The sequence below is a fragment of the Achromobacter sp. JD-1 genome, from assembly GCF_038594925.1.
GTDB classification, from domain to species: Bacteria; Pseudomonadota; Gammaproteobacteria; order Burkholderiales; family Burkholderiaceae_B; genus Achromobacter; species Achromobacter spanius_C.
Map to the genome: position 1 here is coordinate 164,924 of NZ_JBCGCS010000004.1, position 16,235 is coordinate 181,158.

The following is a 16,235-nucleotide window of genomic DNA, read 5'->3' on the forward strand; positions in this document are numbered from 1 at the left end:
ATGCTCAGGCCCGGGGGCAGGCCGGTGGCCGAGTAGGTCAACGTATCGCCGGTGTCGACATCAGAGAACTGCTTGGAGACGTCGACGGGGGTGATGGCCTGGCCGTCATCGTTGGCCTGGTCGCCCAGCGTCACGCCCGGGGTCAGGATGGGGGTGTCGTTGGTGCCAGTGATGGTGACCGTCAGCGTTGCAGTTCCCGTCGCGCCCTGGAAATCGGAAACCGTATAGGTAATCGAGGTGGTCGCAGTCTGGTTCGCGCCCAGGTTCTGGAAGGCGGTGCCCGGATTGAACGTATAGGTGCCGTCAGCGTTCAGCGTAAAGGTGCCGCCGTTGGAACCCGCCACGGCCGTCCCCACGCCGGCGGTATTGCCGTTGACGTGCGAGACATGCAGGGCGTCGCCGTCCGGGTCCGAGTCGTTACCCAGCACGCCTTCGGTGCGGTGGTCTACGACCAGCGTGTTGTCCTGTCCGGTGGAACCCGTGTCGTCGTTGGCGATGGGTGCCGGGTTGCCGACGTTCCACACGAAGGTCTGCGTCACCGAGACGCCTGACTCGTCGGTGGCCGTCACGGTAATGAGGTACTCGCCCTTCACGCCCGTGTTGGTGTGATCGGATGCCCAGTTGGCAAACTGCCCGGTGAACGTGCCGGTAGCCGTGTCAAACGTCAGCCCGCCGGGTACGTAGTCGACCGAATAGGTCAACACGTCGCCGCTGTCCACGTCCTTGAAGAAGCCGGCCAGGTTGTAGTCGACGGTATCGCCGTCCATGTTGCTCTGGTTGTCCAGGGCAACTGCGGTGGGTGCGTCGTTCGTGCCGGTGATTTCTACCGTGAGGGTAGCGGTGCTGGTGCCGCCTTCGCCGTCCGAGACGGTGTAGGTGATCGTGCTGGTCGTTTTCTCGCCAACGGGCAGGCTCTGGAAGGCCGAACCGGGGTTGAAGCTGTAGGAACCGTCGGCGTTCAGGGTGAACGTGCCGCCGTTGGAGCCGGCTACGGCCGCACCCACGTTGGTTGCCTGGCCGTTGACCTGCGAGACGGTCAGCGTGTCGCCGTCGGGATCGGTGTCATTCGCCAGCACACCGTTCTGGGCATCCACGCTGAGGGTGGAGTCTTCGTCGGTCGCGCCGCTGTCGTTAGCGGCCGTCGGCGCGGGGTTCTTGACGTCCCACGAGAAGTCTTGCGAGACGGACGTGCCGCTCTTGTCGGTGGCGGTGATGGTGATGGCGTAGACGCCTTGAGCACCACCTTGGGACGCCGAATTGTCCAGCGTGCCGGAGATGATGCCGGTGGTCGGATCAATGCTCAGGCCCGGGGGCAGGCCGGTGGCCGAGTAGGTCAGCGTATCGCCGGTGTCGACATCAGAGAATTGCTTGGAGACATCGACCGGCGTGATGGCCTGGCCGTCGTCGCTGGCCTGGTCACCCAGCGTCACGCCCGGAGTCAGGATGGGAGTGTCGTTCGTGCCGGTGATTTCCACCGTGAGGGTAGCGGTGCTGGTGCCGCCTTCGCCGTCCGAGACGGTGTAGGTGATCGTGCTGGTCGTTTTCTCGCCAACGGGCAGGCTCTGGAAGGCCGAACCGGGGTTGAAACTGTAGGAACCGTCAGCGTTCAGGGTGAAGGTGCCGCCGTTGGAGCCGGCTACGGCCGCGCCCACGTTGGTAGCCTGGCCGTTGACCTGCGAGACGGTCAGCGTGTCGCCGTCAGGATCGGTGTCATTCGCCAGCACGCCATTCTGGGCGTCAACGCTCAGGCTGGTGTCTTCGTCCGTGGCGCTGCTGTCGTCAGCGGCGGTTGGAGCGGGATTGGTGACGTCCCATGCGAACGCTTGCGAGGTCGAGGCGCCGGACGGATCCGTCGCGGTAACGGTTACCGTGTAGACGCCGTTGGCGCCACCCTGCGAGGCGGAATGATCGATCGTGCCGGTGATGATGCCGGTGTCCGGATCGATGGACAGACCCGGCGGCAGGCCGGTGGCGCTGAACGTCAGTTTGTCGCTGGTGTCGGCATCCGAGAAGCGGTCCGAAACGTCGTAGCGGATGTCCGTCTGGGCATCGATGCCGGATTGGTCGGACAGTGCGGATGACACGGGACCATCGTTGGTGCCGGTTACCGTGACGACGACGGTCGCCGTGGAGGTCGCCCCGCTGGGGTCCGTGATGGTGTACGAGATGGTGCTGGTGGCCGTTTCGCCGACGGCCAGGTAGTCGTATTGGCCGCCCGGCGTGAACACATAGCTGCCGTCGGGTTGGACGACGAAGGTGCCGCCTGTGGAGCCCAGCACGCTGATGCCGCCCGGAATCATCGGTCGGCCATTGATTGACGTGATCGCGAGCGGGTCGCCGTCGGGATCGGAGTCATTGCTGAGCAGGTTGCCACGGACTTGGGCGTTCTGGTCGCCGCTGCTGGCGTCATTCAACGCATTCGGTGCGTTGTTGGCGACGGTGGGCGGGACTACGGCCGCATCGCCATCATCGCCAGTCGCGCCCGCGCCCGCCGCGCGGGACACGGTATCGTCGCCCTGGGCCGGGTTCGGGTAGGCCAGATCCAGCGGCGAGGTCGTTTCCAGAATTCGGGCCAGGCGAACAAAACTGCTGCCGCCGGCATCACCACCGCCCGCCACGATGGCGGCGGTCGGGTCCAGTTCGTCAAACGGGTCGCGGCCGGCTTGCAGGGCGGCCAACAGGCGATCGGAGTCGGTGCCGGTGGGCGGGGCCACCGCGGCTTCGCTCGCATCGGCCAACGGGCCCGCCAGGTCGTCCGTCATGGCAACTTCACGGGCTTCGCCGATGACGATCGGCATGCCGTTTTCAACCTGAAGGGAAACCGTGGCGCCCGAGGCCGTGACGATGTCGCTGCCGGCGGGGACTTTGCTGCCTTGATGCAATTCGGTCAGGGAACCGTCGCTATTGCGTATCCACGCGCGACCGGAGATTTCGTTGACGACTGCGGGAGAAGAGTTGGCCATGTGGGTTCCGTTTCAGGGAGTTATCCAAGATGGCCAGATACTAAACAGCGCTGGGCGGGCGCGATATTGTCCTCAAGGACAGGTTCAGGAAGGTATTTTGCTGCGCGCGTCGGCCGGCGCCGAAATGCCGTGGACCAGCAGGGCCAGTTGAAGGCGGTCGGACACATTCAGCTTCTCGAAAACGGCGGACAGATGGGCCTTGACCGTGCGTTCGGTAATGCCCAGCGCGTCGGCGATCTGCGCATTGGCCTGGCCGCTGGCGGCGTACCGGGCAACGGTGGTCTCGCGTTCGGTCAAGACCCCATCGTCCCAGGCATGCGAGTCCTGGGCGCGTTCGGTCACCAGCTTGAGCAGGCGCGCCACCAATGAGCGGCCCATCCAGATGCCGCCTGACAAAACCACTTCAAGGGCTTGCGACAGGGCAGCGGCGGGCGCATAGCTGTGACAGTAGCCGTGGGCGCCGGCCCCCAGCGCCTGTGTGCCTTGTTCGTCGTTGGGGCTGGGGCTTGCCACCACCAGGTGCAGGCCGGCCAGGGCTGGCGCCCAGGAAGGATCCTGCCAGGACGGCAGGCGCGGCACGCCGGTATCCAGCACGGCCAGCGTGCGGCCTTGCTCGCGCCAGCGTTGCAGGTCGGCCAGGCCACGACCGCGGGCAGCCAGCCAGCGCGAGGAATCCAGCGCGCGCCAGTGCTGCCAGAGCAGGTCGTCGTGCGTAATCAACAGGACGGGAACGGGTTTCATAAAGCCTTCCAGCTCTCCTTTAACGTTCGGTGAAGGCGTTTGCCTTGGCACGCAGAATCGGCTTGAGCAGGTACTGCAGCACGGTGCGCTTACCCGTCAGGATATGAACCTCGGCCACCATCCCGGGGATGATGGGCAATAGCTTGTCGCCCACGGTGCTGCGATCGGTGCGGACCCGCACCACGTAATAGGAATTGCCTTTCTCGTCCGTCACGGTATCCGCGCCGATCTGTTCGATCTTGCCTTCCAGACCGCCGTAGATCGAGAAGTCGTAGGCGGTGAACTTCACTTCCGCCTTCTGGTCAGCGTGCAGGAAACCGATGTCGCGCGGCTGGATGCGGACCTCCAGCAGCAAGGTGTCGTCCTTGGGTACGATCTCGATGATGTCCTTGCCGGGCTGCACCACGCCGCCCACCGTGTTGTTGAACAGCGTCTTGATCGTGCCGGCCAGGGGCGCGCGCACTTCCGCCAGCTTCACGCGGTCGGCCAGCGCAAGCTTGCCCTGGCGCAGGGTGGCCAGCTTGGTGTTGGTTTCCGACAGCTCGCTGCGTGCCTGGTTGCGGATATTGAGTTCGGATTCCTGAATCTTGCTTTGCGCTTCCTTGATGGATGCCTGGAAGCGGTCGATCTGCGCTTCGGCGCCTTTCTGTTCGCCGCAATACCGCGCCACATCGCGCTGCAAACGCAGCAGGTCCACTTCAGACACGGCGCCGCTCTTGAGCAGCGGCCGCGTCACCTGCAGTTCCCGCGACGTCAGGCTGCAACTGGCGGATGCCTGGTCGCGTTTGGCGATCGTTTCGCGCAAGTCTTCTTCGCGCTGGTTGAGCTGTTCGCGCGCCACATTGACGGTGGCGTTCAGCTCGGTGTTGCGCGCCAGGTAGGCGTTGCGTTCCATTTCGGCCAGGCCGGGGGCTTGCTTGAGCACTTCTTCCGGGGCGACGAAGGGTTCCCCGGTAGCCAGCGCTTTCAGGCGGGCGGACTTGGCCAGCAACGAAAGATATTCGGCGTTGTTTTCGCCGAGCGAGGACGCAAAGCGCGTGGAATCTATCTTCAGCAGCGTCTGGCCTGCTTGCACTTCCTGGCCGGGACGGACCAGGATTTCCTCGACGATGCCGCCGTCCAGGCTTTGAATGATCTGCACCTGGCGCGATGGCACTACCTTGCCTTCGCCCCGGACCACTTCGTCGATACTGCCGGTGGCCGCCCAGACGATCAACAGAAAGGTCGCCAGCAGCGCCACCCACAGCAACACGCGTGACCCGCGCGCCTGGGATTCGTGGATCACCCATTCGGCGTTGCCCACGTAGTCGGAACGCTTTTCCCGCTTGCCGTTGTCGGCGCCGTCCAGCAGCCGATCGAAGAAGAATACGAATATGTTGCGCAACTTGCGCCCCAAGCCGCCTAACAGGCCGGGCTTGGTTGCTCCTGGGTTGTTCTGCATGGCGCCCTTAACTCCCGCGTCCAACGCGTCCTTGACGCAAGGCCTCGACAACTTGCTCCTTGGGACCATCCGCCACGATATGGCCGTTGTCGATCACGATCAGGCGATCAACCAAGTCCAGCAGCGCGGTGCGGTGTGTGACCAACAGGATGGTCTTGGTGGCGCTGGCCTCGCCCAGTCGCTTGCGCAATTGGGCTTCGCTCTGGTGGTCCATGTTGCTGCTGGGCTCGTCCAGCAGCAGGATCGGCGGGTCGTTGATCAAGGCGCGGGCTACCGCGACGGACTGGCGCTGGCCGCCCGACAGCGATTCGCCGCGTTCACCAATCACCATGTCAAAACCGTTGGGGTGCAGGTTGGCAAAGTCGGAAACGCCGGCCAGGTTCGCGGCCGCCAGGATGCTGGCGTCGTCGGCATAGGGCGCGCCCATGGCCAGGTTGTGCTTCAGGCTGCCGTAGAACAGCGTGGGATCTTGCGGCACATGGCCGATGGCGCGGCGCACGTCGGCCGGATCAATCTGGCGCACGTCCACGCCGTCCAGCAGCACGGCGCCTTCGGTGGGCTGATACAGCGCCAACGCCAACTTTTCCAACGTGGTCTTGCCTGAACCGATACGGCCGATGATGCCGACCTTTTCGCCAGGCTTGAGCTTGAACGACACCTTTTTCAGTACCGGCTGGGTGCTGCCGGGGTAGGTGAACGTGACGTCACGGAATTCCAGGCCGCCGTGGAAGACGGGGCGATGCAGGAACTCGGCTTCGGCCGGGCGCTCGATCGGCAGCTTCATGTAGTTGTCGATCGAACCCAGTGACGTGCGAGCGTTCTGGTACTGCATCAACAGGCCGGCCACCTGGCCCAGTGGCGCCAGGCAGCGGCTGGCGATCATGGACGCGGCGATAATGCCGCCCATGGACATGGCGGATTCCTGTGCTTGGTAAACGCCGATGATCACAACGGCGATCGACACCATTTGCTGGACAGCCTGCACAAAGCCCACGGTGGACGACGAGATCAGCTTGAGCTTGCCGCTGGTTTGTGCGATGAACTCCGTGGCGCGTTCCCAGTTGCGCTGGACGGCGCCTTGCGCGTTCAGCGTTTTGACGGCTTCCAGTCCGGTCAGCGCTTCCACCAGCGTTGCGTTGCGCTGCGAACTGGCCTGGAAGCTGGCCATGGTCAGGGCCTCCATGCGGGCTTGCGCGGCAAAAGACACCAGCAGAATCAAGACGATGGCAACCAGCGGCGGCAGGATCATCCAGGGTGAGATCCAGACCAGCGCGGCCAGGAACAGCAGGATGAAGGGCAGGTCGACAAGCGTGGTGATGGTGGCGGATGCGATGAAGTCGCGGATGGATTCGAATGAACGCAGGTTGGCCGCGAAGGACCCCACCGACACCGGGCGGCCCTCCAGGCGCAGGTCCAGTACGCGCTCCATGATTTGCGCGGACAGGCGCACGTCGACCCGCTTGCTGGCGCTGTCCACTACGTGCGAGCGCGCCGTGGACAGGATCATGTTGAAGATGACCACCAGCGTGATGCCGATGGCCAGCACCCAGAGCGTTTCAACGGCGTTGTTGGGCACCACGCGGTCGTACACGTTCATCGTGAACAAGGGCATGGCCATGGCGAAGATGTTGATCAGCAGCGCGGCGACCAAGGCGTCGCGGTACAGGCGCCGGTTTTCCATGATGGCGGCCCAGAACCAATGGCGCTCGCGCACTTTGGCGACTTCTGGCGCGCGGGCGTCGAAGCGGAACTGCGGACGCACGAAGCACACCAGGCCGGTGTATTGCGCGGCCAGGTCCTCGGGCGTCATTTCGACCGAACTGCCGCCAAGTTCAGGGTGGCTGACCAGATACTTGCCGTCGTCTTTCTTCAGCAGCAGGCAGGCGCGCTCGCCGTGCAGCAGCAGGATGGCGGGCAACAGGTCTTGGGAAATGCCGTCCAGCGTGCGTTTGACGACGCGCGCGGAAAGTTGGGCGCGCGCCGCGGCGCGCGGAAGCAGGGCAGGGGTGAGGCGGTGCTCTTCCAGCGGCAGGCCGGAAGACAAGGCCTGGGCCGTGGCGGTCACGCCATGCAGGCGCGTGATTTCAACCAGGCAGTCCAGCAAGGGGTCGTCGTGCGCCGCGCGAGCGTCGGTGCGCCATTCCCGAGCCGCCGCTTCAGATAACTTGTCCATCATCGTCATCCAGGAGGTCCAGGTGTTCCGAGAGGCGCGCGCGTTGCTGCTTGCGCTGTGAAAGCTTTTGCTGTGCCTGTATAGGCAGGTCTGTCATGCGCAAGGTGCCATTGGCGATCAAGGCGTCGATCAGGTCTTCGAGAACGCGGACAAAGTCCGCGTCCAACTGCGAAAATTCGTTGCCCTGGGGCGTCATATGGCCTCCTTGCGTCCACCGCCATTAAGGCTTGGCGTTGGGTGCGTTCAGCGGCACGAGCGTGGGCGGCAGCGTGCCTTCGTTGTATTGAACGCGCACGGGAGCCAGGCGGGCAGAGTCCGGAACCGTCGAATTGCAAAGCTTGATCACTTCGTCGGTTACCTCCAGCTTGCCATTTTCCTCGGGCATCTCGTTGCGCGCGGGTTGCAGCGCCAGGGCGGGCAGCAACGTGTGCGACAGCGCCAGCCAGCGATACTGCGCAAGCTTGAGGTCATACAAGCCGTTGGTCAATGCGCGGCGTGACTCAAACAGCTCGTTTTCGGTGTCCAGCAAGTCCAGCAGCGAACGCTGGCCAATCTGGAATTGTTGGCGATAGGCGTCACGCACCTTGGTGGTGGCCACTTCGTGGTCACGCAGGAACGGCAGCTTCTCGCTCAGACTGGTGATGTTGTTCCAGGCCACGGCCAGGTCCTGCTGCACATTGCGGCAGGTGTAGTCGCGGATGTCGCGCGCGGCGTACGACTGCGCGGCCGTCTGGCGCACCCGGGCCGAGTCGGCGCCACCGCGGTACAGGTTGTAGCTCATCACGACCTGCACGCTGGAGCTTTGGATGTCGCGGTTTTCGGGTGTGGGGTCGTTCTGGTCACGGCCCGAGGACGCCACGAATTCAAACTTGGGCGAGAACGCGCCCTTGGACGACGCGACGCCCGCTTGTGCTGCCTGCAGCCCAGCCTGCTTGGACAGGAAGCTGGGGTTGCGGCGGAGCGACTCATTGAAATTGCCGGGTTTGACGGGCAGCTTGCTGGCGACGTCAGGCGGCGGCAGCATGGCTTCAGGCGGGAAGGCGCCGGTCACGCGCTGGAAGCGCTGTTGCACGTCCAGCAAATTTGCGGTTTCCGTCATCAGGTTTGTCTGAGCCAGAGACAAGCGGCCACCCGCCTGTTCCAGGTCGACCCGGCGGCCCACGCCCGATTCCGTCCGTTCGCCGATTTGCTTCAGCGTTTCTTCGTGCAGCGAGTAATTCTGGCGCGCCAACAGTTCCATGTCGCGATAGCGCTGCAGGTCAATGTAGGCCTGCACCGCCGCAAAGGCCGTGCTGTCGCTGGTGGCCAGCACGTCATAGAAGCGTGCCAGCTTGTCAAAGCCGGCCTGCTTGACGTCGTTGCTGGTGCGGAAGCCGTCGAAAATCAATTGGCGCAGTTCAACGTTGTAGCCGGGGCGGCTCCAACGCTGCGAACCCACGTCGGGCACGTTGCTGCGATATTCCCGGCCCACATAGCCCAGGGCGTTGATCTGCGGGAAGAACGCCGCACGGGCTACCGACTGGCCTTCCAAAGACGCTTGAAAGTCGTGGTACTTAGCCTGGATTTCGGGATTGCTGAGCAGGGTCTGCTCCACAATCTGATTCAGTGTCACTGCCGGGGTGCCCGCGGTGGGGATAGCGGCAGGCGTGGCTGCCGGCGCGGAAGTTTGGGCAAATGCAGCGGGAACAAAAGCCAGGGCAAGAATCGTAGTCGTGCGCTTGAGCAAAAACGAAGCCATAGTGATTATTCGCGAGTCAGGTTGGGAATGAATGGCCGCCATGTTGTATGTAAATGTCATGTTCGACTAGTCAAGATTTGTTAAGTCTGAATATTCAACAAATAGCGGGCCATAACGTATCGTCGCGCAACATCACCTAATTTGACTGAATTTGCACGAACTTCACAGGTTTGTTTTGCTATCGATTTTATTAATACGGTTTATTGCGTATTATTTCGAAAGCGATGTGTCCTGAGTGAAACGGGATTATATCGACTTGATAATTTTGTATCTATTTTATTTACATCTATTTTGTTGTTGATTAACTCAATGCTCGCTTTGGGCCATGCCCTGGGGCGTGGCAAAACCGCGTCGCCGAGATACAACATGGTAGTGGTGGTACTAGTATTGGTGGTGTGCTTGTACTAGGTTTGGGCCGTGGGCATAATTCACCCATGCCGCAGTGGCCGGCGCGGAAAGCGTGTTGCTTTCAACCGCGCGAGGCTCAAGCCGGATTGTCTATTTGCAGAGCGCATCCATGGCCCAAACCCTTTACGACAAACTCTGGGACGCCCACATCGTCCACCAGGAATCAGACGGCACCTGTCTGCTCTATATCGATCGCCACCTGGTGCATGAAGTCACCAGCCCCCAGGCGTTCGAAGGGCTTGCAATCGCCGGGCGCAAGCCGTGGCGCACCGGCGCCAATCTGGCGGTGGCGGATCATAACGTGCCAACGCTGAATCGCGCCCAAGGTATTGACGACCCCATTTCGCGCCTGCAAGTGGATACGCTGGACGCGAACTGCGATAAATACGGCATTACCGAATTCCGCATGAATGACCTGCGCCAGGGCATCGTGCACGTGATCGGGCCCGAGCAAGGCGCAACGCTGCCTGGCATGACGGTGGTCTGTGGTGATTCGCACACCAGCACGCACGGCGCGCTGGGCGCCTTGGCCTTCGGCATTGGCACGTCCGAGGTCGAGCACGTGCTGGCGACCCAGACGCTGCTTATGAAGAAAGCCAAGAGCATGCTGATCAAGGTCGATGGTGACTTGCCCTTCGGCTGTACGGCCAAGGACGTGGTCCTGCACATCATCGGCATCATCGGCACGGCGGGCGGCACGGGCCACGCCATTGAATTTGCCGGCAGCACGATCCGCGCGCTGTCCGTGGAAGGGCGCATGACGGTGTGCAACATGGCCATCGAAGCCGGCGCGCGTTCGGGCATGGTCGCGGTGGACGACAAGACCGTCGACTACTTCCGTGGCCGCCCCTTTGCGCCCACGGGCGTGGTGTGGGACCAGGCGGTCAAGTACTGGCGCACCCTGCACACCGATGACGGCGCCAAGTTCGACACGGTGGTGGAAGTGAACGCGCGCGACATCAAGCCGCAAGTCACCTGGGGCACGTCGCCTGAAATGGTGCTGCCGGTGGATTCCCGCGTGCCGGACCCCGACCGCGAAAAAGACGACGTGCGCCGCAGCGGCATGGAACGCGCCTTGCAATATATGGGCTTGAAGCCCAACACGCCCTTGACCGACATTCGCGTTGACCGCGTGTTCATCGGTTCGTGCACCAACTCGCGCATTGAAGACCTGCGCGCGGCGGCTGCCGTGGCGCGCGGCAAGCGTGTAGCGTCCAATGTGCGCCAGGCGATGGTGGTGCCGGGTTCCGGCCTGGTCAAGCAACAGGCCGAACGCGAAGGCCTGGACAAGATCTTCATCGAAGCCGGTTTTGAATGGCGCGAACCGGGCTGCTCGATGTGCCTGGCCATGAACGCCGACCGCCTTGAACCCGGCGAACGCTGTGCCTCCACGTCGAACCGTAACTTCGAAGGCCGGCAAGGCCAGGGCGGGCGTACCCACCTGGTCAGCCCCGCCATGGCCGCCGCCGCTGCCGTCGCCGGCCATTTCGTCGACGTCCGCACGTTCCGTTAAGCGATCACGCACCGAGTACCGACATCATGCAAGCATTTACCACTCACGAAGGCCTGGTGGCTCCGCTCGACCGCGAAAACGTCGACACGGACCTCATCATCCCCAAGCAGTTCCTCAAGTCGATCCAGCGCACGGGTTTCGGCCCCAACCTGTTCGATGAGCTTCGCTACCTGGACCACGGCGAGCCCGGCATGGACAACAGCAAGCGTCCGCTGAATCCGGACTTTGTGTTGAACCAGCCGCGCTATCAGGGCGCATCGATTTTGCTGGCGCGCAAGAACTTCGGCTGCGGCTCCAGCCGCGAGCATGCGCCCTGGGCGCTGACGCAGTTCGGTTTTCGCGCCATCATCGCGCCGTCGTATGCCGACATCTTCTTCAACAACAGTTTCAAGAATGGCCTGCTGCCGATCGTGCTGTCTGAATTGGAAGTGGCTCGCCTGTTCGACGAAGTCAAAGCCTTCCCGAACTACAAGTTGCAGATCGACCTGGACCGCCAGGTGGTGATTGCCGCGGACGGCCGCGCCATGGGCTTCGACATCGAACCCTTCCGCAAATACTGTTTGCTGAACGGCTTTGACGATATCGGCCTGACGCTTCGCCATTCCGACAAGATCCGCGCCTTCGAGGCCGAACGCCTGGCCCGCCACCCGTGGCTGGAAAGCCGTCCCATCGCCTGAACCCTATTCTGATCACAGGATCGCATTTAAATGACTCAAAACATCGCAGTCTTGCCGGGTGACGGCATCGGCCCGGAAATCGTTGAACAGGCCGTGCGCGTCCTGAAGGCGCTGGACGTTTCCTTCGACATCAAGCAGGCCCCCGTGGGCGGCGCCGCGTTCGACCAGTTCGAACACCCGCTGCCGCCGGCCACGCTGAACCTGGCCAAGGAATCGGACGCCATTCTGTTTGGCGCTGTGGGCGACTGGAAGTACGACAGCCTGCCGCGTGAATTTCGTCCGGAACAGGCCATTCTGGGCCTGCGCAAGGCGCTGGGCCTGTTCGCCAACCTGCGTCCCGCCATTCTGTATCCCGAGTTGGCCAGCGCCTCGTCGCTGAAGCCCGAGATCGTGTCCGGCCTGGATATCCTGATCATCCGCGAGCTGACCGGCGACATCTATTTCGGCACGCCGCGCGGCGTGCGCTCGTCGCCTGACGGCGCGTTCGCCGGCGAACGCGAAGGCTACGACACCATGCGCTACGCCGAATCCGAAGTGCGCCGCATTGCGCGCATCGGCTTCGAATCGGCCCGCAAGCGCAACAAGAAGCTGTGCAGCGTGGACAAGGCCAACGTGCTGGAAACCTCGCAATTCTGGCGCGACATCGTCATCGAAGTGGCGCGCGAGTACCCGGACGTCGAGCTGTCGCACATGTATGTCGACAACGCCGCGATGCAGTTGGTGCGCAACCCGCGCCAGTTCGACGTGATCGTCACCGGCAACCTGTTCGGCGACATCCTGTCGGACGAAGCGGCCATGCTCACGGGTTCGATCGGCATGCTGCCGTCGGCATCGCTGAATGCGGGCGGCCAGGGCTTGTACGAACCCAGCCACGGTTCGGCGCCGGACATCGCTGGCCAAGGCATCGCCAACCCCCTGGCGACGATCTTGTCGGCCGCCATGTTGCTGCGCTATTCGTTGAACCTGGCCCCGCAAGCCGACCGTATTGAAGCCGCTGTGCGCCGTGTGCTGGCCGATGGCCTGCGCACCGCCGACATCTTCGAGCCGGGCACGACGAAAGTCAGTACGGCAGGCATGGGCGACGCCGTACTGAAAGCCCTGGCCTGATTGCCATGCAAGGGGGCAGCGCCCTTGCGGCGCGAGCCCCGCTTTTTGAAGGGCCGCCTGCAAAGCGGCCCTTTTTTCGGCCGTGTTGCGACGGCGCCGCGAACGGGGTTTTGGACGCTTTCGACCCCAATTATTTCTAGCTGCGCCGCAACATCCCTCCGTGCATTCTGATAAATTGTTGAATTGCACGCCTTTTTCACCTGGACCTTGTCTCCACCTTTATAGAGCGATTGAAATGAATCAAGCAGTAGGCCTTATCGGCTGGCGCGGAATGGTCGGCTCGGTGCTCATGCAACGCATGCGCGACGAGAACGACTTCGCACTGATCGAACCGGTGTTCTTTTCCACCAGCAACGCTGGCGGCGCCGCGCCCACGTGGGCCGAAGGCGCGGGCCCGTTGCAAAACGCCTACGACATTGATGCTCTGAAAAAACTGCCGATCATCGTGACGGCACAAGGCGGCGACTACACGTCCGAGGTCTACCCGAAGCTGCGCGGCGCCGGCTGGAACGGCATCTGGATCGATGCGGCCAGCACGCTGCGCATGGCCGATGACGCCATCATCGTGCTGGACCCGGTCAATCGCCCGGTCATCGACGCAGCGCTCAAGCGCGGCGTGCGCAACTTCATCGGCGGCAACTGCACGGTCAGCTGCATGCTGATGGGCCTGGCCGGCTTGTTCAACAACGACCTGGTGGAATGGATGAGCTCCATGACGTACCAGGCCGCTTCGGGCGGCGGCGCGCAGCACATGCGCGAACTGCTGACCCAGTTCGGCGAGATCAACCAGGCGGTCAAGCCCCTGTTGGACGATCCCGCGTCGGCCATCCTGGAGATCGACCGTGGCGTGTTGGCCAAGCAGAAAGATGCCGCGCTGCCCCATGAACACTTCGGCGTGCCGCTGGGCGGCAACCTGATTCCCTGGATCGACAAGGACCTGGGCGACGGGATGTCGAAGGAAGAGTGGAAGGCCGAAGTCGAAACCAACAAGATCCTGGGCCGTGGCGCCGCGTTTGGTACGCCCGCCACGCCGATCGACGGCTTGTGCGTGCGTATCGGCGCCATGCGCTGCCACAGCCAGGCGCTGACCATCAAGCTCAAGCGCGATGTGCCGCTGGACGAGATCGAAGCCTTGATCGCGCAGGGCACGCAATGGGCCAAGGTGGTGCCGAACACCAAGGAAGCCACTGTTTCCGCGCTGACCCCGGTGGCTGTCACCGGCACGCTGGACATTCCGGTTGGCCGTCTGCGCAAGCTGTCGATGGGTTCGCAGTACCTGGGCGCTTTCACGGTGGGCGACCAACTGCTGTGGGGCGCCGCCGAGCCGCTGCGCCGCATGCTGCGCATCGCGCTGGCCGAAGCCTGATATCCCGCGTCGGGCGCCTTGCAACGGCGCCTGGCAGGTCGTCAAGACAAGCAGGGGCACCTTCGGGTGCCCTTGATGTTTGCGCAATCGCGGGGAGGGTGTGGTGGATGTGCCCGAGAGCCAACGCCGATGCGCCTTTCAGGTTTGTGAAATGGGCGTCATCCATTACACTTTTCCCGTGAATTGAGGCCTGTTCCCGCCTATCTGCCGCGAGACCAGCGCTAGCCCGTAATTCGACTACAAGAACGGAATTCCAGCTTATGACCCAGCGTTCGCGCCATGTGAAGCATGCCCGCCGTTTAAAAGCCCTTCAATGGGCAATCGCTTTGGCGATAGGGTCGAGCATGTGCAGTTCGGCGCTGGCCATGCGGGTCGGGCATTCCCGCGTGGTGTCGGTGCCGGGTGCGCCGTTGCAGGCGGTCGTGGGGTTGCAGGAACTGACGCCTGATGAAGTGTCGTCCCTGAAGGTGTCGGTGGCCGATGAAGCCGCTTGGCAGCGCGCCGGCCTGAAGCCGCCGGTGCCGTTGGCCAGCATGGTGGTCCGTGTTGAAGATGGCATGGACAGCACGCGCAAGAACCTTCGCGTTCGGGGCACGCAGCCTCCCGCAAGCGGCGCGGTCGACCTGTTGTTGGATATCAGTTCAAGTTCGGGGCAGCGTCAGGTGCAAGTCAGCATCCTGGTGCCCCTGCGCGGCACCGGCGCCGACGTAACGCCAGCAGCGGTGGGCGGCACGGCGCGCGCGACGGCGGCAACTGTCAATGTGAGGCGTGGCGATCATCTGTTCGCGATCGCGCAACGCAACGCAGTGCCGAACGCCTCGGTTTATCAGATGCTGGTGGCCTTGTGGCGCGCCAATCCTGAAGCGTTCATTCAGAACAACATGAACCTGGTGCGCGCTGGCCAGACCTTGAAGATCCCCGATGCGGCAACGGTCAGGGCGATCAACCCGGCCGAGGCGCGTCGCATCTTCAATGAGCATGCCGAAGCCTTTGCCAGGTATCGCGGTCGAATCGGCGCAGCCGCCAGCGCGAACCCATCGGTGGTGAAGGGGCAGGACGCGGCGTCGGGCACCGTCGCGCAACCGGGCGACACCGGCGTGGCCACTGCCGCGCCTCCTCAAGACCGCGTGCGCCTGTCCACGGGCCTGGCATCGGACAGCCCTGCCGCGCAAGCCGAGGCGCAGGCGGATGCCAGGACATCGAATGAACGCGCGATGAAAGACGTGGAAGGGCGCGTGAATCAGTTGCAAAGCAATGTCGATGAGTTGAACAAGGCCGTGGCGCAGCAAGGCGCTGCCGGAACCAGTGGCACGGGAGCGTCGGGCGCATCGGGAGCAGCAGGCGCATCGGGAGCAGCAGGCGCATCGGGTGCAGCAGGCACACCGGGTGTAGCAGGTGCAGCGGGTGCCGCAGGCACACCGGGCACAGCAGGCGCATCGGGTGCAGCAGGCACACCGGGTGTAGCAGGTGCAGCGGGTGCCGCAGGCACACCGGGCACAGCAGGCGCATCGGGTGCAGCAGGCACACCGGGTGTAGCAGGTGCAGCGGGTGCCGCAGGCACACCGGGCACAGCAGGCGCATCGGGAGCAGCAGGCGCATCGGGAGCAGCAGGCGCATCGGGAGCAGCAGGCGCAGGCACATCGGGCGCAACAGGCACATCGGGCGCAACAGGCACATCGGGTGCAGCAGGCACTTCGGGTGCAGCAGGCACACCAGGTGCAGCAGGCACGCCGAGTGCAACAACTTCATCGGGTGTCTCAGGGGCGCCTGATGCGGCTGGGGCTTCCAATTCGGCCTCTACGGATAACGCTGTTGGCGGCACACCCGCCAACAATACAAAGGACCTAACGACAAGTATGCCCAGTTGGCTGGCTGACAACCTTCTCGTCATCGTTACCGCCTTGCTGGCGCTGATTGCATTCATCATTGCGTGGCTGCTGCGCCGAGCCGGTGCGCGCCGCGATGACGACGACGAAGATACGTACGCTTATAACGAGCCCGCGCTGGACACGGCAGCGCTGAACCGCAAGCTCGATACGATCAATCTCGACCTGGACGAACCGCCCACGGACGAACCGCGCCGAGTCAGCGGACCTCGGGTTTGAAAG

General features: G+C 63.3%; 11 protein-coding genes. 5 read left to right on the forward strand and 6 right to left on the reverse strand.

Going from position 1 to position 16,235, the window contains the following annotated elements; genetic code table 11:
• The 6 genes from WBR68_RS08460 to WBR68_RS08485 all read right to left on the reverse strand — a co-directional run.
• Positions 1–2,963: retention module-containing protein (locus tag WBR68_RS08460; protein ID WP_230693923.1), on the reverse strand; the 2,963-nt coding region annotated here is incomplete at its 3' end.
• An 84-nt stretch (positions 2,964–3,047) separates the two neighbouring features.
• Positions 3,048–3,704: a helix-turn-helix transcriptional regulator gene (locus tag WBR68_RS08465; protein WP_127184102.1), complete on the reverse strand. Its 657-nt coding sequence runs from the start codon at positions 3,702–3,704 to the stop codon at positions 3,048–3,050.
• 19 nt (positions 3,705–3,723) lie between these two features.
• Positions 3,724–5,145 (reverse strand): HlyD family type I secretion periplasmic adaptor subunit, encoded by a 1,422-nt coding sequence (locus WBR68_RS08470; protein WP_127184103.1) that lies wholly within the window; start codon positions 5,143–5,145, stop codon positions 3,724–3,726.
• A 7-nt stretch (positions 5,146–5,152) separates the two neighbouring features.
• The gene (locus WBR68_RS08475) at positions 5,153–7,318 is read right to left on the reverse strand and encodes a type I secretion system permease/ATPase (RefSeq protein ID WP_050448631.1); all 2,166 of its coding nucleotides are present in this window, start codon (positions 7,316–7,318) and stop codon (positions 5,153–5,155) included.
• On the reverse strand, positions 7,302–7,514 hold the full coding sequence (locus WBR68_RS08480) for a hypothetical protein (protein ID WP_050448630.1): 213 nt from the start codon (positions 7,512–7,514) through the stop codon (positions 7,302–7,304). The genes WBR68_RS08475 and WBR68_RS08480 overlap by 17 nt, the downstream gene beginning before the upstream one ends.
• A gap of 24 nt (positions 7,515–7,538) precedes the next feature.
• Positions 7,539–9,056 carry a TolC family outer membrane protein gene (locus WBR68_RS08485; protein ID WP_050448629.1) on the reverse strand — a complete coding sequence of 506 codons (1,518 nt, stop codon included), beginning with the start codon at positions 9,054–9,056 and terminating at the stop codon, positions 7,539–7,541.
• A gap of 517 nt (positions 9,057–9,573) precedes the next feature.
• Here WBR68_RS08485 and leuC point away from each other — a divergent pair.
• The 5 genes from leuC to WBR68_RS08510 all read left to right on the forward strand — a co-directional run bounded on the left by leuC (position 9,574) and on the right by WBR68_RS08510 (position 16,232).
• On the forward strand, positions 9,574–10,977 hold the full coding sequence (gene leuC / locus WBR68_RS08490) for a 3-isopropylmalate dehydratase large subunit (protein ID WP_050448628.1): 1,404 nt from the start codon (positions 9,574–9,576) through the stop codon (positions 10,975–10,977).
• Positions 10,978–11,003: 26 nt separating this feature from the next.
• Positions 11,004–11,654, forward strand: a complete 651-nt coding sequence (leuD, locus tag WBR68_RS08495; RefSeq protein ID WP_050448627.1) for a 3-isopropylmalate dehydratase small subunit — start codon at positions 11,004–11,006, stop codon at positions 11,652–11,654.
• A 30-nt stretch (positions 11,655–11,684) separates the two neighbouring features.
• Positions 11,685–12,761: a 3-isopropylmalate dehydrogenase gene (leuB, locus tag WBR68_RS08500; RefSeq protein ID WP_230693924.1), complete on the forward strand. Its 1,077-nt coding sequence runs from the start codon at positions 11,685–11,687 to the stop codon at positions 12,759–12,761.
• Between the two features lie 235 nt (positions 12,762–12,996).
• The gene (gene asd, locus WBR68_RS08505; protein WP_050448625.1) at positions 12,997–14,127 is read left to right on the forward strand and encodes an aspartate-semialdehyde dehydrogenase; all 1,131 of its coding nucleotides are present in this window, start codon (positions 12,997–12,999) and stop codon (positions 14,125–14,127) included.
• 344 nt (positions 14,128–14,471) lie between these two features.
• On the forward strand, positions 14,472–16,232 hold the full coding sequence (locus WBR68_RS08510; protein ID WP_230693925.1) for a type IV pilus assembly protein FimV: 1,761 nt from the start codon (positions 14,472–14,474) through the stop codon (positions 16,230–16,232).
• Positions 16,233–16,235 lie beyond the last annotated feature (3 nt).